This is a genomic window from Plantactinospora sp. CA-294935, assembly GCF_050936445.1.
In the GTDB taxonomy this organism is placed as follows: Bacteria; Actinomycetota; Actinomycetes; order Mycobacteriales; family Micromonosporaceae; genus Plantactinospora.
In genome coordinates this window covers 7,661,737-7,682,317 of record NZ_JBNJMU010000001.1, presented here as the reverse complement: position 1 = coordinate 7,682,317, position 20,581 = coordinate 7,661,737, and the positions used below count along the sequence as shown (strand labels likewise).

Sequence of the window (20,581 nt, the reverse complement as noted above, 5' to 3'; positions counted from 1 at the left end):
ACCGGGGGTGCTCAGGAGACCCGGGTCTCCCGCTCCCCCCACGCGGCCCGCACCGAGGTCCTGCCGTTGGTGCGCAGCAGCGACCCCTCGTAGAGCCGGGCGGCGAGCATGATGCAGAGCGCGGCGGCGCCGAGCAGGAGCAGCAGCGCCAGCACCGGCTCCCAGGCGGCGGCGTCGCCGAAGAAGAGCCGCAGCGGCATCGCGGTCGGCGCGGAGAACGGCACGTAGGAGAGGATCGTCATCGCCGTCGGGTTGCTGTTGAGGAAGATCACCAGGAAGAACGGCACCATGATCACCAACTGGGCCGGGCCGGACGCCCCGCTGATGTCCTCCTGCCGGCTGACCAGCGCGCCGGTGACCGCCCAGAGCGAGGCCAGCAGCACGAAGCCGACCAGGAAGAACGGGATGAACCAGGCGATCGCCGGGCCGAGTTGCCCCAGCAGTCCGGTGTCGCCGCCGACGGCCTGCATGGAGACCACCGCGACCAGCGCGATCAGCACCACCTGACCGAACGCGAGCGCGCCGTTGCCGAGTACCTTGCCGGCGAGCAGGGCCCGGACCGGTACCGCCGCCACCAGGATCTCCACGATGCGGGTCTGCTTCTCCTCGGTGACGCTCTGCGCGATCTGTACGCCGAAGGTGATGGAGAGGAAGAAGAAGACCATCGAGAAGGACATCGGCACCAGGAACGCCAGCACCGGGTCGACCGCGTCCGGGTCGAGGAGCTGCACCGGGGGAGCGCTGCTCAGCGCCCGGACCACCGAGTCCGGCGTACGGTCCATCGCCAGCACCCGGATGCCGCCGGCCCCGTCCCCCGGCACCACCGCGGCGTCCACCTCACCGTCCCGGACGAGCTGCTCCGCCTGCGCGACGTCGGTGGCGGCCACCACCTCCATACCGGCCCGGTCCAGCATGCCGCCGGCCTCCGCCGAGCCGACCACGGCCACCGTCGAGCTGTCGTTGGCGAAGAGCGCCGGCAGCACCGTGGCGCCCGCCGCGATCACCAGGAAGAGGGCGGTGCCGATCAGGAACGCCCGGTCCCGGAGCTTGACCGCGATCTCCCGGCCGGCGACCAGCTTGGTCGCGCTCCACAGCGAGGTACCGGTGGCGGCCGGTCCGGCCTGCTGCCGGGTCGGGGACGGGGCGAGCGCGGTCACTGGGTTACCTCCCGGAAGATCTCGGCGAGCGAGGGGACAATGGGGCCGAAGGCGCGGACCGGGCCCCGGGCGAGGGCCGCCCGCAGCACCGCCTGGTCGTCGTCGGGATCGGCGAGTTCGATCACGACCCGTGCGCCGTCGAGGTCCACGATGGAGATCCCGGGCAGGTCGCGGATCCAACCGGCGTCGGTGTCGAGCACGAGCTGGTAGCGCGGGGTCGCGTACCTGGTGCGGAGGTCGGTGCGGCTGCCGGCGGCGCGTACCGCCCCGGCGGCGATGATCACCAGGTCGTCGCAGAGCCGCTCCACCACGTCGAGCTGGTGGCTGGAGAAGAGCACCGGTACCCCTCGGCCGGCCCGCTCCCGCAGCACCCCGGCGATCACCTCGACGGCGATCGGGTCGAGCCCGGAGAAGGGCTCGTCCAGGATCAGCACCTCGGGGTCGTGCACCAGCGCCGCAGCGATCTGGGCCCGCTGCTGGTTGCCGAGGGAGAGCTTCTCCAGCGGATCGTCGGCCCGTTCGGCCAGACCGATCCGGTCGAGCAGGTCGTCGACGCTGCGCCGGGCGGCCGGCGCGGTCAGCCCGTAGAGCCGGCCGAGGTAGACGAGCTGTTCCCGGACCTTCATCTTCGGGTACAGGCCGCGTTCCTCGGGCATGTAGCCGAAGCGCTGCCGGACGGCCCGGCTGACCGGCTCGCCGTGCCAGGTCACCGTGCCGGCGTCGGCGGCGAGCAGGCCGAGGATGATCCGCATCGAGGTGGTCTTGCCGGCACCGTTGGCCCCGACGAACCCGGTCATCCGGCCCGGGACCACCTCGAACGAGATGTCGTCGAGCACTCTCCGGCCGCCGAACGACCGATCGACGGACGCCACGCGCAGCATCCGGCCTCCTTCACCAGGTCCTCCGCCGGCACACCCCGCACCGGCGGGGACGACGTTAGTCCGGCCGGGCTCCGCTGACGTCCGTCGCGCGGCGGAACCGTAAGGATGATCCACTTACCGCGCGGTGCGCCGCCGGGACGAGCCGGCACCGCGCCCGGCGGCCGGGCCGGTCAGCCGCCGGCACCGCCCGGGGTCACCACCCCGTGCTCGTACGCGAAGACCACCGCCTGGGTACGATCGCGCAGCCCGAGCTTCATCAGTACCCGGGAGACGTGCGTCTTCACGGTCGCCTCGCCGAGCAGCAGCCGCGCGGCGATCTCGGCGTTGGAGGCGCCCCCGGCGAGCTGCACCAGTACCTCCCGTTCCCGCTCGGTCAGCTCGGCCAGCCGGCGCCGGTCCAGCTCGGACGGCCCGCCGCCCGCGCCGGGCTGGCCGGTGTTCGGTGCGACCGCTCCGGCCGGGGTGGCGAAGGTCGCGATCACCCGGCGGGTGATCTGCGGGGCGAGCAGCGCGTCGCCCCGGGCGAGGATCCGCACCGCCTCGACCAGCTCCTCCGGTGAGCCGTTCTTCAGCAGGAATCCGCTGGCCCCGGCCTGGAGCGCGGCGAACAGGTAGTCGTCCCGGTCGAACGTGGTCAGGATCAGCACCGCCGGCCCGTCCGCCCCGGTGGCCGCCACGATCCGCCGGGTCGCCGCCAACCCGTCCAGATGCGGCATCTCCACGTCCAGCAGGACGACGTCGGGCCGCTGCGCCAGGGCGAGTTCGACCGCCCGGCGGCCGTCCGCCGCCTCGCCGACCACCTCGAAGTCCTCCTCCGTCTCCAGGATGATCCGCAGGCCGGCCCGGACCAGGTGCTGGTCGTCGGCGAGGAGGACCCGGATCGGGGTGTTCGGCTCCGTCATGACCACTGCTCCGCTCGCTCGTCGTCCCGCCGAGCCGCCGGGGCGGACCGGCCGGGACCGGCGCTGCGCCCGGTCACGCCGTCGCCGTCGCGGGGGAGGCGCCGGCGGCACCGGCCGGGGCGATCGGGAAGCGGGCCCGTACCCGGAAACCGCCGCCGGCCCGGGCACCCACCTCCAGGCTGCCGTCGTGCGCGGCGACCCGTTCCCGCATGCCGATCAGGCCGAGCCCACCGCCCCCGGTGGACCGGCCCGGTACGGCGGCCAGCCCGGTACGGCCGTCGTCGGTCACCTCCACCTCGACCTCCCGGCGCAGGTACCGGATCCGTACGTCGACCGCGCTGGCCCGGGCGTGCTTGATGGTGTTCGTCATCGCCTCCTGGACCACCCGGTAGCCGGCCAGGGAGACCGACTCCGGCACCGGCACCGGCGTACCGTAGATCTTGTACTCGACGGCGAGTCCGGCGTCCCTGGCCCCCTGGAGCAGGCTGTCGACCTGCTCCAGCCCGTAGCCGAGGGCCCCGTCGGCGGCGCCCGCGTCGCGGAGCACCCCGAGCATCCGGCGCAACTCGTCGACGGCGGTACGCGCGCTCTGCTCCACCGCGGCGAGCGCGGTCTTGGCCTTGTCCGGGTCCTTATCCATGACCCGCCGGCTCGCGCTGGCCTGCACGCCCATCACCGAGACGTGATGGGCGACGACGTCGTGCAGCTCGCGGGCGATGCGTACCCGTTCCTGGGTGACCGCCCGCTCGGCGTTCTCGGCCCGGGACCGGCGCAGCTCCTCGGCCTGGGTCTCCAACTCGTGCTGCCGCAGCGCGGAGGTCCAGGTGCGGTTGCCGAGCAGGTAGGCGAGCAGGAAGAAGGCGGTGTTGAACAGCACGCTGGTGATGGCGGCGGCGACGAGCGGGGAGATCGGGCCGGCCGCGCCCGGGAAGTCCGACTCCACCGACGCGATGCTTATCCCCGCCGCGATCGCCAGCCAGCCGAACATCGCGACGACGATCCCGATCCTGATCAGCGCGGCCTGCCGGCGGTCCCGCCCCCAGACGCCGAGGCTGTAGATGGCGATGAAGAGCGCCGCGGACGCGACCCAGATCTCCGGGATGTGCCGGACCTGGGCGGCGATGAAGATCGCGGCGAGCGCCACCGCGCTGACCTCGGGATGGCTACGCCGCCAGATCAGCGGCAGCCCGCCGGCGACCGCCCAGACCAGTTGCTCGGGCCAGGACGGCGGGGTGCCGAGCGGGAAGCTGCCCATGCTGTTCGACAGCACCACGCTGAGCAGGCCGAGCGCGGCCATCGAGAGGCCCAGGTAGAGGTCCCGCCGGCGCTCCTGCCGGGTCGGCCCGGGGCGGACCCAGGGGCGCGCCGGCTCGTTCTCCGGTCCGCCTGTCGGCGCCGCGTCGTCCCGTCGTTCGCTGCCAGCCTTCACCCGACATGAATAACGTATCCGCCGCGTCCCGCGCATCTTCGACCTGCCGGCATGGCGGAAATCACCCGTGGTGATCGGCCAACTCCGTCGAGTCGCCGCTATTCGGTGGCGATCTCGCCGCCCCAGTTCTCCCGCTGGATGCCGGCGTCGCTGTCCCACCACCGGTGGCCCAGCTCGCCGGCGCGGCGGGCGGAATAGTTGACTCGGCAAGTATGTTGTGCGGGGCGATCCGGGGACTGGCGCCCGGGACCGAGTGAGGAGCTGGCGATGCAGTTCGGGATCTTCAGCGTGGGTGACGTGACCACCGATCCGACGAACGGACGGGAGCCGTCCGAAGCGGAGCGGATCAAGGCCATGGTCGCCATCGCGTTGAAGGCGGAGGAGGTCGGTCTGGACGTCTTCGCCACCGGTGAGCACCACAACCCGCCGTTCGTGCCCTCCTCACCCACCACCATGCTCGGGTTCGTCGCGGCCCGGACCAGCCGGCTGCTGCTCTCCACCGCGACCACCCTGATCACCACCAACGACCCGGTGAAGATCGCCGAGGACTACGCCATGCTCCAGCACCTGGCCGACGGCCGGGTCGACCTGATGATGGGTCGGGGCAACACCGGACCGGTGTACCCGTGGTTCGGGCAGGACATCCGCAACGGCATCCCGCTGGCGATCAACAACTACGACCTGCTGCGGCGGCTGTGGCGGGAGGACGTCGTCGACTGGGAGGGCAAGTTCCGCACCCCGTTGCAGTCGTTCACCTCGACGCCCCGGCCGCTGGACGGGATCCCGCCGTTCGTCTGGCACGGCTCGATCCGCAGCCCGGAGATCGCCGAGCAGGCCGCGTACTACGGCGACGGGTTCTTCGCCAACCACATCTTCTGGCCCAAGGAGCACACCCAGCGGATGGTGGGCCTCTACCGGCAGCGGTTCGCGCACTACGGCCACGGCGACGCCGACCGGGCCATCGTCGGCCTCGGCGGCCAGGTGTTCATGCGGCGCAACTCCCAGGACGCGGTACGCGAGTTCCGGCCGTACTTCGACAACGCGCCGGTCTACGGGCACGGCCCGTCGTTGGAGGACTTCACCCGGGAGACCCCGCTGACCGTCGGCAGCCCGCAGCAGGTGATCGACCGCACCCTCACCTTCCGGGACTACGTCGGCGACTACCAGCGGCAGCTCTTCCTGGTCGACCACGCCGGACTGCCGCTGAAGACCGTACTGGAGCAGTTGGACCTCCTCGGCGAGGAGGTCGTACCGGTGCTGCGGCGGGAGTTCGCCGCGCTCCGCCCCGCGCACGTACCCGAGGCACCGACGCACGCGTCGATGAAGGCCGAGCGGGACGCGGCGGCCGAGCCGGAGGCGGTCCGATGACGGCCCGGACCCTCGTGGTCGTCTCGGCCGGTCTGCGGGTGCCGTCCTCCACCCGGCTGCTCGCCGACCAGCTCGCCTCGGCCACCGGTGCCGAACTCGACCGCCGGGGTGTGCCGGTCCGGACCGAGGTGGTCGAGCTGCGCGACCTCGGCCACGACGTGGTGAACCACCTGCTCGCCGGCTTTCCGCCGGAGGCGCTCAAGCGGGCCCTGGACACCGTCGCCGCCGCCGACGGGCTGATCGTGGTGACCCCGATCTTCAACGCCTCCTACAGCGGGCTGTTCAAGGCGTTCTTCGACGTGCTCGGCGACGACGCCCTGGTCGACCGGCCGGTGCTGATCGGTGCGACCGGCGGCACCGCCCGGCACTCGCTGGCACTCGAACACGCGCTGCGGCCGATGTTCAGCTATCTGCGCGCGGTGGTCGTGCCGACCTCGGTCTTCGCCGCGCCGGAGGACTGGGCCGGCGGCAGCGCCCAGGGCACGCTGCGCGGCCGGATCGACAGGGCCGCCCGGGAACTCGCCGAGCAGGTCGCCCGCCGCGAACCGGCCGAGGCCGCCGACCCGTTCCGGCTCACCACGACCTTCGACCAACTGCTGACCGGCGACTGACGTCCCGCCGGTGACGTCCCGCCGGCCAGGCTGCGGGGGTGCCCGGGACCGGGCCGGTGCGGGTACGTCCGGTTGAATGTGCCGATGACCCCACCGGTGCCCCGGGCCATCACGCAGGCCACCGTCCGTGCCGTCGAGGCGGTCCGGGCGCAGGATCCGGACGCGCTCGACGAGGCGGCCGGCGACCTGGCCCTGCTCCCCGCCGAACAGGTCGGGCTGGTGCTCGGCGCGGTACTGCGACTGCTGCTGGAGCAGGCGCACCCGGACGGGCTGGCCGGGGAGGACGTGCAGGCCGTACTCGTCCGGTGTGCCCGGGGCAACGCCGGCTGGCTGCCGGGGCTGGACGTCGGGGTGCTGGCGCTGCTGCTGACCGGCGCGCTCGGCGTACACCAGCTGGCGGACGAGGCGCCGCCGGCCGATCCGGCGGCGGTGGCCCGGCACGCCCCACTGCTCGTCGCCGACCTGCTCGCCGTCACCGGCGGAGGCGCCGGCGACTACCTGGCCGCCGCACTCTCCGAGATCGCCGTCGCGGAGACGATGGAACTGCCGTAATCAGGGCGGGTGTCTCGCGGTCCGGGTGCCGCCGGATGCCCGACGGGTGACCGGGTGCCAATGCGCTGCCTCGTCGCCGGTGGGGCCGGGCCGGGCCAGGTCAGGTCATGGCCTTGCCTGGCCCGACCGGGCGGCTCAGTGTCCGGTGGTGTCGGAGTCGGTGGCCGCCGCCTCGCCCCGGTCGAGCGCGGAGAGCGCGGCGACGTCCTCCGGGGCGAGCGTGAAGTCGAAGACGTCGATGTTGCTCTTCATCCGGTCCGCCGAGGCGGTCTTCGGGATCGGGACGAGTCCCAGGTCGAGGTGCCAGCGCAGCACGACCTGCGCGGGCGTCCGGCCGTACCGGTCGGCGAGCCCGGTCACCACCGGGTTGGCGAGGAGTTCGCCGCCGTGCCCGATCGGCCCCCAGGACTGGGTGGCGATGCCGTGCTCCCGGTGGTACGCCCGGGCGGCGTCCCGGGTCAGCGTCGGGTCCAACTGGATCTGGTTGACGTCCGGCGTCACGTCGGTCGCGGCGCGGATCCGGTCGATGTGCGCCGGCTTGAAGTTGGACAGCCCGATGGCCCGTACCCGGCCGTCCCGGAGCAGGTCGGAGAGGCCCAGGAAGGCCTCGACGTACCGGTCCTGCCAGGGCATCGGCCAGTGGATCAGATAGAGGTCGAGGTAGTCGACGCCGAGCTTGCCGATGCTGTCCTGGAACGCCTCCCGCACCCTGTCCCGACCGTGCCACTCGCCGTTCAGCTTGCTGGTGACGAAGAGTTCCTCCCGGGGCACCCCGGAGGCGCGCAGGCCACGGCCGACGCCGACCTCGTTGCCGTACTTGTAGGCGGTGTCGATCAGCCGGTAGCCGACCCCGATCGCCTCGGCGACGGCCCGCTCGGCCTCGGCGTCGGACAGCGGCCAGGTCCCGAAACCGAGCTGCGGTATCCGGGCACCGTTCGCCAGCGGAAGGGTCGGCACGGTCGGCTCTGCGTTCATCTGGTTGATCTCCTGCGGTCCAGTCCGGCCCGGGGGTGCGGGCCGGTGCGGTGCGGTGTTCCTCCAGATCAACCTACTCGCGCCGGCGTACCGGCCGTCGAGGTGGCGGCGCCGGGGGAGCCGAGGTCAGGCGGGCCCGTCGACCAGGTCGAGCAGGGTACGGGTCAGGGTGTTGCGGGCCAGCGGCACCTTGAAGGCGTTGCCCGGCAGCGGCCGGGCCTCGGTGAGTTCCGCCTCGGCGGCCGCCCGGAACCGGTCCTCCCGGGCCGGGCCGCCGCGCAGCAGTTCCTCGGCCCGGGTGGCCCGCCACGGCTTGTGCGCCACCCCGCCGAGCGCGATCCGGACGTCCCGGACCGTCCCGTCCGCCACGTCGACCGCCGCCGCCACCGCGACCAGCGCGAACGCGTACGACGCCCGGTCGCGTACCTTGCGGTAGCGGGACCGGGTGCCGAAGGAGAGCGCCGGCACCTCGATCGCGGTGATCAGTTCACCGTGTGCCAGCACGGTGTCCCGGTGCGGTTCACCGCCGGGCAGCCGGTGCAGCTCGGCCATGGGAATGCGCCGCGCGCCGGCCGGACCCTCGGTGTGCACCGTGGCGTCCAGCGCGGCCAGTGCGACCGCGAAGTCCGACGGATGCGTGGCGATGCACTCCGGCGAGGTGCCGAGGATCGCGAGTTCGCGGTGGTATCCGTCGATCGCCGAGCAGCCGGTGCCGGGGTCCCGCTTGTTGCACGGGGTGGTGACGTTCTGGAAGTACACGCACCGGGTGCGTTGCAGCAGATTTCCGCCGGCGGTCGCCAGGTTGCGCAGTTGGCCGGAGGCGCCGGAGAGCAGCGACTGGGAGAGCACCGGATAGCGCCCCCGGACCAGCGGATGCGCGGCCAGCTCGCTGTTCGGGGTGGCGGCGCCGATCAGGATTCCGCCGCCGGGCAGCTCCTCGACCTGGTCGGAGGTGAGCCGGCGTACGTCCACCAGCAGGTCCGGCGTGGCCACGTCGAGCTTCATCAGGTCGACCAGGTTGGTCCCGCCGCCGAGGAAGGCGGCGTTCGGCGAGTCGGCGAGCAGCGCGACGGCAGTGGTCACGTCGTCGGCGCGGGCGTACCGGAAGGGCCTCATCGCCGGACCAGTTCCTGGATCGCCGGCACCATGTTCGCGTACGCGGCGCAGCGGCAGAGGTTGCCGCTCATCCGTTCCCGGATCTCGTCGGCGTCCAGCCTCGCCCGACCCCCGTCGCCGGCCGGTGCACCGTCCACGGTCACCGCGCTCGGCCAGCCCGCCTCGGCTTCCCGGATCATCGCCACGGCCGAGACGATCTGCCCCGGCGTGCAGTAACCGCACTGGAAGGCGTCGTACTGGATGAAGCAGCGCTGCATCGGATGCAGTCCGCCGTCGGGTGCCAGGCCGGCGGCGGTGACGATCTCGGCCCCGTCGTGTGCCACCGCGAGGGCGAGGCAACTGTTCACCCGCCGCCCGTCCAGCAGGATCGTGCAGGCGCCGCACTGCCCGTGGTCGCAGCCCTTCTTCGGGCTGGTGTTGCCCAGCCGCTCCCGCAGGGTGTCCAGCAGGGTGGTCCGGGTGTCGACGGTCAGCCGGTGATCGGCCCCGTCCACCCGGAGGTTGACCTCGGCATCCATCCTTCCGGCCTCCTCGGTGGGATCGAGTCGCGGATGAACATTCCCAAACTAGCTATACCAAGGCGGCAAGGGGTTGAAATACGCAAAGCAACTCGCAGCACTGCGTATCCCCTCGTACCCCTCCGGCGCGACGGTGCGTGACCGCTCGCCCCGCCGCCCCGGCCGAGCGTGTGGCGGTCGCCGGGTGGGGGTGGGCGACAATCGACGCCATGCGGTTCGGCATCCTGGGCGCGACCGAGGTGTACGCGGGTGACGGCCGGCGACTCGTCGTCGGTGGACCGCGCCTGCGCGCCCTGCTGGTGCTGCTGCTCCTCGACGCCGACCGGGTGGTCTCGGCGGACCGGCTGATCCAGGGGCTGTACGGCGACAGCCCGCCGGCCCGGGCCGCGAACGCATTGCAGTCCCAGGTCTCCCGGCTGCGCCAGGTGCTCGCCGGCGTCGACGGGGCGGAGCCACTGGTGGAGTTCCATCCGGCGGGATACCGGATCGCGGTGGATCCGGAGGATGTCGACCTGCACCGGTTCACCCGGCTGGTGGCCGACGGTCAGCGCGTGCTGGCCGGTGGTGACCGGCGGCACGCCGTCGAGCTGCTGCGCGCGGCGTTGCGGCTGTGGCGCGGGGAGCCGCTGGCCGATGTCCGGGAGGCGCCGTTCGCCCGGGCCCAGGCGGTCCGCCTCGACGAGCTGCGCTTGGCTGCCGTCGAGGACCGGGTGGCGGCGGAACTCGACCTTGCCGGGCCGGGACCCTCCGTGGCCGAGCTGCGCGAGCTGGTGACGGCGTACCCGCTGCGGGAGCGACTGCGCGGCCAGCTCATCCGCGCCCTGCACGCCGGTGGCCGGCGGGCCGAGGCGTTGGCCTCCTTCGAGGAGGCCCGCCGGCTGCTCGCGGAGGAACTCGGCACCGACCCGTCGCCGGAGCTGGCCGCGCTGCACGTTGCCGTGTTGCGGGACGATCCCGACCTGCTCCCGGCCGGGCGCCGCCCCGACCAGTCCCGGCGGGTGCCCGCCGGTCCGATGCCTGCCGATGCGGCCGCTGGTCCGGCGCCCGCCGAGACGGTCACCGGTCCGGTGCCGGTCGGCGCTGCGGCCCCCGTCGGCGGGCCGCCCGGTCCGGTCGCCGAGGTGTCCCGTCCGGGCGCCGGGGTGCCCGCGGCTGACGCCGGGGTGCCCGGACCGGCCGCCGGGCTGCCCGGACAGCTCAGCAGCTTCGTCGGGCGGGAGGAGGAGCTGGGCCGGGTCGGCAAGCTGCTCGGTGAGGCGCGGTTGGTCACCCTGCACGGTCCCGGCGGCGCCGGCAAGACCCGGTTGGCGATCGAGGCGGCCGGTCAGCAACCCGGTGACGTCTACCTGGTCGAACTCGCGGCGGTGACCGCGGGCGCGGACGTCGCCTCGGCGGTACTGGCCGCGCTGAACCTGCGGGACGCCGCGCTGCGCGGCCAGGGTGGTCCCCGGGACGCCGCCGACCGGCTGATCACGGCGCTCGCCGAGCGGAACCTGCTGCTTGTGCTGGACAACTGCGAGCACCTGGTCGCCGACGCCGCCCGGCTCGTCGCCCGGTTGCTCGGTGCCTGCCCGAAGGTGCGGGTCCTGGCGACCAGCCGGGAGCCGCTCGGGCTCACCGGCGAGGCACTGTGCCCGGTCTCCGGACTGGCGCTGCCACCGGCCGAGACGACCGCCGGGGCGGCCCCGGCGTACGCGGCGGTCCGGCTCTTCGCCGATCGGGCCGCCGACGTGTCGCCGGGATTCGCCGTCAGTCCCGACAACCTCCCCGCGGTACTGCGGATCTGCCGTACCCTCGACGGCCTGCCGCTCGCCATCGAGCTGGCCGCGGCCCGGCTGCGGGCACTGCCGGTCTCCGAGGTCGCGGCCCGGCTCGACGACCGGTTCCGGCTGCTGACCCGGGGCAGCCGGGTCGCCCAGCCCCGGCACCAGACGTTGCGCGCGGTGGTGCGGTGGAGCTGGGACCTGCTGGACGAGGCCGAACAACGGCTGGCGCGCCGGTTGACGGTCTTCGCCGGCGGTGCCGACCTGGATGCCGTCGAGCGGGTCTGCGGGCCGCTCGACGCGGACGTGCTCGACCTGCTCTCCAGCCTGGTGGACAAGTCCCTGGTGGAGGCGGGGGGCGGGCGTTTCCGGATGCTGGAGACGGTGCGCGCGTTCGGTGCCGAACGGTTGGCCGAGGCCGGCGAGGCGGACGACCTGCGCCGGGCGCACGCGGCGTACTTCCTCGAACTGGCCCGTGCCGGCGACCTGCGGCTGCGGGGCGCGGACCAACTGGACTGGCTGCGCCGGTTGGACGGCTATCGCGACGACCTGCACGCCGCGTTGCGCCGGTCGATGGCCGCCGCGGACGTCGCGACCGCACTGAAGCTGGTCTCCGCGCTGTCGTTCTACTGGTGGCTGCGCGGCCTGCGGGGTGAGGGGGCGGCACTGGCGGCCCAGCTCGTCGAGCAGCTCGACGGCACCCCGCCACCCGACCTCGCCGAGGAGTACGCGCTCTGCCTGCTGCACGCCTCGCTCGGCGGGTACGGTTCGGGCCCGCAGGGCGTCGAGCCGGCCGCCACCATCCTGTGGAGCCTGGGCCGGCCGCCCCGGCAGCCGTTTCTGCTCTATCTGTCCGGAGTGGCCAACGGTCCACCGCCGGACCTGGTGGATACCCTGCTCGCCACCCCGGAAGGCTGGGCCGGACTGCTCGGCACCGACCCGTGGAGCCGGGCGCTGGGGGCGCTCGGCCTGGGGATGGTCTGGATGCTCGAGGGCCGGTACGAGGCGGCGCACGCCAAGCTCGGCGAGGCGCTGGCCGACTTCCGGGCCATCGGAGAGCGCTGGGGGACCATCCTGGTGCTGACGATCCTGACCGAGCTGGCCTACCGGCGCCGGGACCACACCCACACGGAACTGGTCGACGAGGCGCTACGGCTGGCCGACGAACTCGGCTCGATGCTCGACATGGCCGAGCTGTTGCGTACCCGGGGGGACGGTCGGCTCAGCGTCGACGACCTGGAAGGGGCGGATGGTGACTACCAGCGGGTGGTGGAGCTGGCCCCGCCGGCCGGGGCGCCGGAGCTGCTCGCCGCGGCTCACCTGGGGCTCGGCGAGATCGCCCGGCGGCGCGGCGACCTGGGCCGGGCACGCCGGCTGTGCGAGCAGGCGCTGGCGGAGTGCCCGACCGGCTGGTTCGGGGCGGAGGGGATCCGGCTCGCCGCGCTCGTCGCCCTGGGACAGATCCTGGCGGCGATCGGTGACACGGTCGGGTCCCAGGCCAGCTTCCGTCAGGTGCTGCGCGCCACCGTGGGGGTCTGGGAACTGAGTACCCTCACGATCGCGGTCGACGGCCTGGTCGGACCGGTGCTCCGCAGCGGCGACGCCGAGCGCGCAGGCCGGCTGCTCGGCGCCATTTCGGTGTTGCAGGGCGGTGTCGGCAGCGCCGGGGCGATCGGCGCCGCGCCGGTTGCCGCGGCCACCCGGGCCCGGCTCGGCGACCCGGCGTACCAGCGCGTGCTGGCCCGGGGTGCGGCCCTGACCCGGGAAGAGGCGCTGGCGACGCTCGACGGAGCCTGACCGGAGGCGACGGCGCCAGCGGCGGACGAGACGCCAGCGGCGGCGGGGCGCCGGGCGGCGGCGCGGGGCGAGTCAGCGGGGCCGTCAGCGATCACTGCGTGGCCGGTCAGCGGGGTCGTCAGCGATCGGTGCGTGGCCGGTCAGTGGGGTCGTCAGCGATCGGTGCGTGGCCGGTCAGCGCGGCCGGCGACCGTCGGGGCATGACAACGCAGACATCAGCGGTCGTGGCCGAGGGACTGCACAAGCGGTACGGCGCGACCCGGGCCCTCGACGGATTCGACCTCAGTGTGCCGGCCGGCACGGTGTGTGGGCTGCTCGGACCGAACGGCGCCGGCAAGACCACGGCGGTCCGGATCCTCTCCACGCTGCTGCGCTTCGACGCCGGCCGGGCCTGGGTGGCCGGGTACGACGTGGTTCGCCAGCCCGACCTGGTCCGTGGGGTGATCGGGTTGACCGGGCAGTACGCGGCGGTCGACGAGGTGCTCAGCGGGCGGCAGAACCTGATCCTTTTCGGTCGGCTGCACCATCTGTCGGTGCGGGCGGCCCGGCGCCGCGCGGACGAGCTGCTGGAGCAGTTCGGGCTGACCGGCTCGGCGGGCAGGTCGGCGGCGGAGTACTCCGGCGGGATGCGCCGCCGGCTGGACCTGGCGGCCAGCCTGATCATGACGCCCCGGGTGCTCTTCCTCGACGAGCCGACCAGCGGGCTCGACCCGCGCAGCCGCAACCAGCTCTGGTCCGCGGTGCGGAGCCTGGTCGCCGACGGCACCACGGTGCTGCTCACCACCCAGTACCTCGACGAGGCGGACCAGCTCGCCGACCGGATCCTGGTGGTCGACTCCGGGCGGGTGGTCGCGGAGGGCACCTCGGCCGAACTGAAGGCGCGGATCGGGGCGGACCGGATCGAGGTGGTGGTCCGGCACGCGGCGGAGCTCGGCACCGCCGCCGGGATCGTCGAACGTTCCTCCGCCGGGCCGGTGACGCTCGACGCGGAGATCCGGCAGCTCAGCGCCCCGGTCGTGGACCGGGTGGCGGCGCTCGGCGACGTGATGCGGGCGCTGCGGGACGCCGGGATCGCGGTCGAGGACATCGGGTTGCGCCGGCCGACCCTCGACGAGGCATTCCTGCACCTGACCGGGCACCAGCCCGCGGCGGCGCGGCCGACCTCGGCGGGGGTGCCGGCGTGACCGGGCGGGGCGCGGGCCGGACGGACCGGCCGGGCGGGTACGACGACGATCGGTTCGAGGTGACGGCATGACCAGTACGTTGCAGGCGCAGCACCGGACGCCGGAGGTGTCCCCGGTCGGGCGGACCGCCGGGCGGGCGGCCGGCCCGCTGGCCCGGTTCCGTTGGGCGGTGGCCGACGGCTGGGTGATGACCGGCCGGAACATGGCACACGTGATCAGGTCGCCCGAGGAGATCGTGATCTACTTCAGCCTGCCGATCATGTTCGTGCTGGTCTTCGGTTACGTCTTCGGCAGCGGAATGGCGTCCGGCGCGGGAAACTACCGGGAGTACCTCCTGCCGGGGGTCTTCGTGATGACGATGCTGTACGGCCTCGGCGCCACCGCCAGCGGCATCGCCATGGACGTCAGCCGGGGTGTGGTGGACCGGTTCCGGTCCATCCCGATGGCCCGGACCGCGCTGGTCACCGGGCGTACCGGTGCCGACCTGCTCCGTGCGCTGCTGGAGATGACCATCCTGGTGGTCTGCGGGCTGCTGGTCGGCTGGCAGTGGCGCAACGGCCTGCTCGACGCCCTCGCCGCGGTGGGGTTGATCCTGCTGCTGCGGCTCGCGCTCACCTGGGTCGGCATCTTCCTCGGCCTGATGGTGCCGAACCCGGACACGGTCGGGGTGATCGTCTTTCCGCTGGCCTTTCCGCTGACCGCGCTCTCCAACGTCTTCGTCGCACCGGACCTGATGCCGGACTGGCTGGGTGCGATCTCGTCGTGGAATCCGCTGTCGGCGACGGTGGCGGCCAGCCGGGAGTTGTTCGGCAATCCCGGGACCGGTGGGGACTCCTGGGCGGCGCAGCACCCGGTAATCCTGGCGGTCGGCTTTCCGCTGCTCCTGATCGCCATCTTCGCGCCGCTGGCCGTCCGGCGCTACCAGCGGCTGAGCCGCTGACAGCGGACCGTGTACCGCCGCGCGCCGGGGGATAGCGCGCGGGGGTCGTACGGGGGGATCCGGCCCGTATCCGCACGTCTGCGGGTACGGGCCGGAGCGCGCGCGGGCGGCGGGCCCCGGTCGCTGCCGCCGGGGAGCCGGAGGCGTGCGGGCGGGGCGATGGTGTCGCGGGCGGGTGGCGGCTCAGGCGGCGCCGAGGTGGGCGTCGAGCAGTGCCGAGGCGGTGAGCGCGGCCAGCCCGTCCAGTCCGGCGCCCTGGGTCACGGCCCGGCTGGCCGACCCGTCGTAGACGATGGTGAGCTGCCTGGCCAGCGTCTCCGGGTCGCGGGCACCGGCGAGCCGGGCCTGGCCGGCGAAGAAGTCGGTCAGCCGCTGCTTGTAGTCCCGGGCGACCACGCTGGCCGGGTGCTGGGGGTCCCGGAGTTCGACCGCCGTGTTCAGGAACGGGCAGCCCCGGAACTCCGGTGACCCGGACAGCTCGTCCAGGTAGGCGAAGGCGGCGAGGATCCGGTCGCGGGGGCCGAGTCCGGACGTCTCGTCCGGCAGGTGTGCCGCGACCACCGCCGGGCCGCACGCGGCAAGGCTCTCCGCCACCAGGGCGTCCTTGGTCTCGAAGAGCTGGTACATGGTCCGCTTGGAGACCCCGGCGACCTGGCAGAGCCGTTCCACCCCGGTGGTCGCGATGCCCTCTCGGTGGAACAGCTCGGCCGCCGCCCGCAGCAGCCGGTCCCGGGGCGTCGCCTGGTTGGTGGTCGAGGTCATGTTCGCAGCGTACCCCGGTGACTTGCGACTGGAAACCGATCGGTTTACGGTGGTGGAAACCGATCGGTTTTCTACTCCTCGGAGGTCTCATCATGCAGGTCGAAGACGCCGTCGTACTCGTCACCGGTGGCAACCGTGGGCTCGGCCGGGCCATCGCCGCCGAGGCCCTGGCCCGGGGTGCCCGCAAGGTCTACGCCACCGCCCGGGATCCCCGTACGGTCACCAGCCCGGACGTCGTCCCGCTGGCCCTGGAGGTGACCGATTCCGAGTCCGTCGCCGAGGCCGCCCGGCAGGCGCCCGACGTCACCATCCTGGTGAACAACGCGGCCGGCCTGGTCGCCGCGAACTTCCTCGACTCGCCGGTGCAGGACGTCCGGCGCGAGTTCGAGACGAACTTCTTCGGTCCGCTCGCCGTGACCCGGGCCTTCGTGCCGGGCCTGGTCGCCGCCGGTGGCGGTCACGTCCTCAACATCCACTCGGTGCTCTCCTGGGTGGCGATGTCCGGCTCGTACGCCGCCTCCAAGGCGGCACTCTGGTCGATGAGCAACTCGCTGCGGCTGGAACTGCTCGGCAGGGGGGTCGGGGTGACCGGGGTGCATGTCGGGTACGTCGACACGGACATGGCCGCGCACGTCGACGCGCCGAAGGTCGCACCGGACGACGTGGCCCGGCAGGCGCTCGACGGCGTCGAGGCCGGCGCCTTCGAGGTGCTCGCCGACGACGTCACCCGGCGGGTGAAGGCCGGACTCTCGGCCGACCTGACCGCGCTCTATCCGCAACTCGCCGGCGCCTGAGCCGGTCCCGGCCGTCCCGGTCACACGTCCTGCGGCAAGGCCTCCGCGGCCTCCGCCGAGCCGTTGTGCCAGGTCGGCGGGGCGCACCGACCCCGATTTATCGGCGACTTGACGCGAAATAGATCTTCCCTTTATCGTCGTGGCGACGAAAACAGGGGAGGTGCGTCATGGCCGACGTGACCAGGCGGCTGTTCCTGCGACACCTGCGCGGGGCGCCGACCACGTGGGTCCGGCACTCCGTGCGGGGCCGGGTGCGGCACGAGGGAGTCGGGCAGTCCTTCTGGTACCGGCCGCTGGTCGGCGTACTGAGCGAGGTGCCGGTCGACGACCGCGAGCTGCCGCTGCTGTTCCACGCCCGGACCAGCGACTTCGCCGACGTCACCGTGCAGGCGACGGTGACGTACCGGATCGCCGACCCGGCGCTGGCGGCGAGCCGGCTGGACTTCTCGGTCGACCCGCACAAGGGCGTCGCCCGGGCCCGCCCGCTCGACCAGGTCGCCACGCTGCTGGCCGAGCTGGCCCAGCAGCCGGCGCTCGACCTGCTGGCCCGGGTGCCGCTGGCCGAGGCGCTCACCGACATCGCCGCGATCCGCGAGGCGGTCACGGCCGCACTGCGCGACGAGGCCCGGCTGACCGACGTCGGTGTCTCGGTGGTCAGCGCCCGAGTGGTGGCGGTCCGGCCCGAACCGGAGATGGAGCGGGCGCTCCAGACGCCGACCCGGGAGACGGTGCAGGTCGAAGCCGACCGGGCCACCTACGCCCGGCGGGCACAGGCGGTCGAGCAGGAGCGGGCGATCGCCGAGAACGAGTTGCAGAACAAGATCGAGCTGGCCCGCCGGGAGCAGCAACTGGTGGAGCAGCACGGCGCCAACTCCCGGCGCAAGGTCGAGCTGGAGGCCGCCGCCGAGCTGGCGGTCGCCCAGGGCAAGGCCGAGCGGGAGAAGGTGGCGAACGCGGCGGCCGCCGAGCGGGCCCGGGTGCTGGCCGCCGCCGAGGCGGAGAAGCAGCGCATCCTCGCCGGGGCCAAGGCCGACGGGGTACGCGTGGTCGGGCTCGCCGAGGCCGAGGCGGAGGCGGCCCGACTGGCGGCGTACCGGGACCTGCCGCCGGAGGTGCTGCACGCGCTCGCACTCCGCGAGGTGGCCGGGCACCTTCCCGAGATCGGCCAGCTCACCGTCACCCCCGACGTGCTGACCGGCCTGCTGGGCCGGCTGTCCCGGTGAGCGCCACCCTCGCGCCGAGGGTCGTCGTGGTGAGCCGGCGCAGCGAACTGGACGAGCTGCTGGCCCACCACGGCACCCGGGCGGCCGCCGGCTACTACCTGCGCCAGCGCGGGCGCGACCTGTCCGAGGTGGTGACCCGGCACGAGGCGCTCCAGGCGGCGCTGACCACCGTCGGGGCGGCCATCCCAACGGACTGGCGGCGCGGTCAGGTGGATCGGGACGACCTGACCCGGTTCCCGTTCGCGGCCGAGGACATCGTGGTGGCGGTCGGCCAGGACGGGCTGGTCGCCAACGTCGCCAAGTACCTCGACGGGCAGCCGGTGATCGGGGTCGACCCGGAGCCGGGGCAGAACGCGGGCGTACTCGTCCGGTTCGGGCCGGAGGCGGTCAGCCGGCTGCTGCCCGCCGTGGTCGCCGGGCGGGGTCCGGTCCGCGAGCGGACCATGGTCCGGGCCGCGCTCGACGACGGCCAGGAGCTGATCGGGCTCAACGAGGTCTACGCGGGGCACCCGGGCCACCAGTCCGCGCGCTACCTGCTCTCCACCGCCGACGGCCGACGGGAACGGCAGTCCTCCTCCGGGCTGGTGGTCGGCACCGGGACCGGTGCCACCGGCTGGTGCGCCTCGATCGCCCGGGAACGCACCGCCGCGCCGCCGCTGCCGGCGCCGGACGAACCGGCACTGTGCTGGTTCGTCCGGGAGGCGTGGCCGTCCCCGGCGACCGGCGCGTCGCTGACCGCCGGGCGACTCGGCCCCGACGAGACACTGGATGTCGTCGCGGAACGGGAACGGCTGGTGGTCTTCGCCGACGGGCTGGAGACCGACCACCTGACGATGGCCTGGGGGCAGCGGCTGACCGTCGGCCCGGCCACCCGGCGGCTGCGCCTGGTCGAGCCGGCGTCCGTGCCGACCGACCCCTCGCGGCACCCGACGCAACGTCGTCGCCGCCGTCGCTGACAGCGCGTCCCCGGCGGAGTCAGAAGGTCGACTTCGGGGCGCCCTGGCCCGGGCTGACCCGGGTCGGCCCGGCAGCCGAGGGGCGCACGTCGACGTCGAAGATCGCGGTCGGCAGGTAGACCGTCGCGCAGGAGTTCGGGATGTCCACCACTGCGGAGAAGCGACCTTCGATCGGGGCGGCGCCGAGGATCAGGTACGCCTGCTCGGGGCTGTAGCCGAACCGGGTCAGGTAGTCGATCGCGTGCAGGCAGGCGCGCTGGAACGCGAGCTGCGCGTCGAGGTAGCGCTGCTCCCCGTCCGTGGTCACCGAGATGCCGGAGAAGGCCAGCCACTGGCTGTACTGCGGAGCCACGATCCCGGGCAGGAAGATCGCGTTCTCCGACACCCCGTACGTGGTCATCCCGCCCTTGATCACGTCCACGTGCAGGTCGACGAAGCCGCCCATCTCGATCGCGCCACAGAAGGTGATCTCACCGTCGCCCTGGGAGAAGTGCAGGTCTCCCACCGAGAGATTGGCACCGGGGACGTACACCGGATAGAAGACCCGGGTCCCCTTGGTCATGTTCTTGATGTCCTGGTTGCCGCCGTTCTCCCGGGGCGGCGCGGTCCGGGCCGCCTCCGCCGCGACCCGGTCGAAGTCGCCGCCGGTCAGCGAGCCGAGGATCGCCCCGTCCGGCAGCGGCGGCAGCGACAGCGGCGGTACCCGGTCCGGGTCGGTGGCCCGCAGCGCTCCCTCCCGCTCGTTCCACTTCGCCAGCAGCGCCGCCGACGGCGCGGTGCCCATCAGCCCGGGGTGGATCATCCCGGTGAAGGTCACCCCGGGAACGTGCCGGGAGGTGGCCTGCTGCCCGTTGAAGTCCCAGATCGCCTTGTACGCGTCCGGGAAGTAGTCGGTCAGGAAGCCGCCGCCGTTCTGCTTCGGGAAGATGCCGGTGTAGCCCCAGCCCTGCCCGGCGAGCGGACCCGAGTCCTCCTGCGGGATCGGCCCCACGTCGAGGATGTCGACCACCAGCAGGTCGCCGGGCTCGGCGCCGCTGACCGAGAACGGGCCGCTGAGCGCGTGCACGATCGGCAGCGGCGCGTCCCGGACGTCGTCGGCCGAGTCGTCGTTGTGGATCGCGCCGTCGAACCACTCCCGGCAGTGCACCCGGAACGACTGGCCGGGCCGGACGGTGACGACCGGCGGGATCTCCGGATGCCACCGGTTGTGGCCGAGCAACTCCTGCTCGGTGAACTTCTTCGTCGAGTCCAGCGGAAACAACAGCTCGGGCATCGCGGCTTCCCTTTCACCCGTCAGGGTCGTGGCAGACGGGCGTGCCCGGGATGGACCGGCCGGGCCACGCCGCGTCGGCCGGGAACCCGGGTCACCACCTCCGGTGCTTCGGCGCTGCGGCCGGCCCGGTCGAGGGCCGCGACCAGCGGCCGCGGCATGGCGCGCAGCGACGGCGCCGAGAAGACCCGGACGGCCTCCGCCGCGCAGGTCACACAGCGGATCCCCGCGGGGGCCCGCCCGATCGGAAACCGGGCCGGGAAGATCCCGTCCCGGGGACACCGGTACTCGTACGTCGCCACGGGTTCAGGATCGGGCCCGGTGCGGCGACTTCGCAGGCTATTGCCGCAAGTAGCGCCTTTCGGTGCCGGTGTCCGGCACCA

General features: G+C 73.4%; 20 protein-coding genes. 9 read left to right on the top strand and 11 right to left on the bottom strand.

The annotated features are described in order from the left end of the window. Positions 1-11: 11 nt before the first annotated feature. From ACQEVC_RS33635 to ACQEVC_RS33615, 5 genes are all read right to left on the bottom strand, one after another. On the bottom strand, positions 12-1,094 hold the full coding sequence (locus ACQEVC_RS33635; RefSeq protein ID WP_432891852.1) for an ABC transporter permease: 1,083 nt from the start codon (positions 1,092-1,094) through the stop codon (positions 12-14). A 59-nt stretch (positions 1,095-1,153) separates the two neighbouring features. Then, positions 1,154-2,038, bottom strand: coding sequence for an ABC transporter ATP-binding protein (locus ACQEVC_RS33630; RefSeq protein ID WP_432885835.1), 885 nt, complete (start codon positions 2,036-2,038; stop codon positions 1,154-1,156). 170 nt (positions 2,039-2,208) lie between these two features. Continuing rightward, complete coding sequence (locus ACQEVC_RS33625; RefSeq protein WP_432885833.1) at positions 2,209-2,940, bottom strand: response regulator; 732 nt, start codon at positions 2,938-2,940, stop codon at positions 2,209-2,211. Between the two features lie 73 nt (positions 2,941-3,013). After that, on the bottom strand, positions 3,014-4,369 hold the full coding sequence (locus ACQEVC_RS33620; protein WP_432885830.1) for a sensor histidine kinase: 1,356 nt from the start codon (positions 4,367-4,369) through the stop codon (positions 3,014-3,016). A gap of 98 nt (positions 4,370-4,467) precedes the next feature. Further along, the gene (locus ACQEVC_RS33615) at positions 4,468-4,725 is read right to left on the bottom strand and encodes a hypothetical protein (RefSeq protein WP_432885828.1); all 258 of its coding nucleotides are present in this window, start codon (positions 4,723-4,725) and stop codon (positions 4,468-4,470) included. Between ACQEVC_RS33615 and ACQEVC_RS33610 the strand changes: the two genes are divergently transcribed. From ACQEVC_RS33610 to ACQEVC_RS33600, 3 genes are all read left to right on the top strand, one after another. Next, complete coding sequence (locus ACQEVC_RS33610) at positions 4,637-5,737, top strand: LLM class flavin-dependent oxidoreductase (RefSeq protein WP_432885825.1); 1,101 nt, start codon at positions 4,637-4,639, stop codon at positions 5,735-5,737. The genes ACQEVC_RS33615 and ACQEVC_RS33610 overlap by 89 nt on opposite strands. After that, the gene (locus tag ACQEVC_RS33605) at positions 5,734-6,348 is read left to right on the top strand and encodes an FMN reductase (RefSeq protein ID WP_432885822.1); all 615 of its coding nucleotides are present in this window, start codon (positions 5,734-5,736) and stop codon (positions 6,346-6,348) included. The genes ACQEVC_RS33610 and ACQEVC_RS33605 overlap by 4 nt, the downstream gene beginning before the upstream one ends. A gap of 84 nt (positions 6,349-6,432) precedes the next feature. After that, positions 6,433-6,900, top strand: a complete 468-nt coding sequence (locus ACQEVC_RS33600) for a hypothetical protein (protein ID WP_432885819.1) — start codon at positions 6,433-6,435, stop codon at positions 6,898-6,900. A gap of 135 nt (positions 6,901-7,035) precedes the next feature. On the opposite strand, the gene ACQEVC_RS33595 is transcribed toward ACQEVC_RS33600, so the two are convergent. From ACQEVC_RS33595 to ACQEVC_RS33585, 3 genes are all read right to left on the bottom strand, one after another. After that, positions 7,036-7,875: an aldo/keto reductase gene (locus ACQEVC_RS33595; protein ID WP_432885817.1), complete on the bottom strand. Its 840-nt coding sequence runs from the start codon at positions 7,873-7,875 to the stop codon at positions 7,036-7,038. 126 nt (positions 7,876-8,001) lie between these two features. After that, positions 8,002-8,991, bottom strand: coding sequence for an FAD binding domain-containing protein (locus tag ACQEVC_RS33590; protein ID WP_432885815.1), 990 nt, complete (start codon positions 8,989-8,991; stop codon positions 8,002-8,004). Continuing rightward, positions 8,988-9,509 (bottom strand): 2Fe-2S iron-sulfur cluster-binding protein, encoded by a 522-nt coding sequence (locus tag ACQEVC_RS33585; protein WP_432885812.1) that lies wholly within the window; start codon positions 9,507-9,509, stop codon positions 8,988-8,990. The genes ACQEVC_RS33590 and ACQEVC_RS33585 overlap by 4 nt, the downstream gene beginning before the upstream one ends. A 209-nt stretch (positions 9,510-9,718) precedes the next feature. Here ACQEVC_RS33585 and ACQEVC_RS33580 point away from each other — a divergent pair, with 209 nt between their 5' ends. The 3 genes from ACQEVC_RS33580 to ACQEVC_RS33570 all read left to right on the top strand — a co-directional run bounded on the left by ACQEVC_RS33580 (position 9,719) and on the right by ACQEVC_RS33570 (position 15,193). After that, the gene (locus ACQEVC_RS33580) at positions 9,719-13,069 is read left to right on the top strand and encodes an AfsR/SARP family transcriptional regulator (protein ID WP_432885810.1); all 3,351 of its coding nucleotides are present in this window, start codon (positions 9,719-9,721) and stop codon (positions 13,067-13,069) included. A gap of 200 nt (positions 13,070-13,269) precedes the next feature. Next, positions 13,270-14,253 (top strand): ATP-binding cassette domain-containing protein, encoded by a 984-nt coding sequence (locus ACQEVC_RS33575; RefSeq protein ID WP_432885807.1) that lies wholly within the window; start codon positions 13,270-13,272, stop codon positions 14,251-14,253. A 67-nt stretch (positions 14,254-14,320) separates the two neighbouring features. Further along, complete coding sequence (locus ACQEVC_RS33570; protein ID WP_432885805.1) at positions 14,321-15,193, top strand: ABC transporter permease; 873 nt, start codon at positions 14,321-14,323, stop codon at positions 15,191-15,193. Between the two features lie 183 nt (positions 15,194-15,376). Here the strand turns inward: ACQEVC_RS33570 and ACQEVC_RS33565 are convergent, their stop codons facing one another. Beyond that, the gene (locus ACQEVC_RS33565) at positions 15,377-15,955 is read right to left on the bottom strand and encodes a TetR/AcrR family transcriptional regulator (protein WP_432885802.1); all 579 of its coding nucleotides are present in this window, start codon (positions 15,953-15,955) and stop codon (positions 15,377-15,379) included. A 92-nt stretch (positions 15,956-16,047) separates the two neighbouring features. Between ACQEVC_RS33565 and ACQEVC_RS33560 the strand changes: the two genes are divergently transcribed. The 3 genes from ACQEVC_RS33560 (at position 16,048) to ACQEVC_RS33550 (ending at position 18,928) form a co-directional block, all read left to right on the top strand. Beyond that, positions 16,048-16,749, top strand: a complete 702-nt coding sequence (locus tag ACQEVC_RS33560) for an SDR family oxidoreductase (protein WP_432885800.1) — start codon at positions 16,048-16,050, stop codon at positions 16,747-16,749. A 167-nt stretch (positions 16,750-16,916) separates the two neighbouring features. Beyond that, positions 16,917-17,972, top strand: coding sequence for an SPFH domain-containing protein (locus ACQEVC_RS33555; RefSeq protein WP_432885798.1), 1,056 nt, complete (start codon positions 16,917-16,919; stop codon positions 17,970-17,972). Further along, positions 17,969-18,928 (top strand): hypothetical protein, encoded by a 960-nt coding sequence (locus ACQEVC_RS33550; RefSeq protein WP_432885796.1) that lies wholly within the window; start codon positions 17,969-17,971, stop codon positions 18,926-18,928. Before ACQEVC_RS33555 ends, ACQEVC_RS33550 begins: the two co-directional genes overlap by 4 nt. Before the next feature lie 19 nt (positions 18,929-18,947). Here the strand turns inward: ACQEVC_RS33550 and fmdA are convergent, their stop codons facing one another. Further along, complete coding sequence (fmdA, locus tag ACQEVC_RS33545) at positions 18,948-20,201, bottom strand: formamidase (RefSeq protein WP_432885794.1); 1,254 nt, start codon at positions 20,199-20,201, stop codon at positions 18,948-18,950. A 20-nt stretch (positions 20,202-20,221) separates the two neighbouring features. Further along, positions 20,222-20,500 carry a zinc ribbon domain-containing protein gene (locus tag ACQEVC_RS33540; RefSeq protein ID WP_432885791.1) on the bottom strand — a complete coding sequence of 93 codons (279 nt, stop codon included), beginning with the start codon at positions 20,498-20,500 and terminating at the stop codon, positions 20,222-20,224. Between the last annotated feature and the right edge of the window lie 81 nt (positions 20,501-20,581).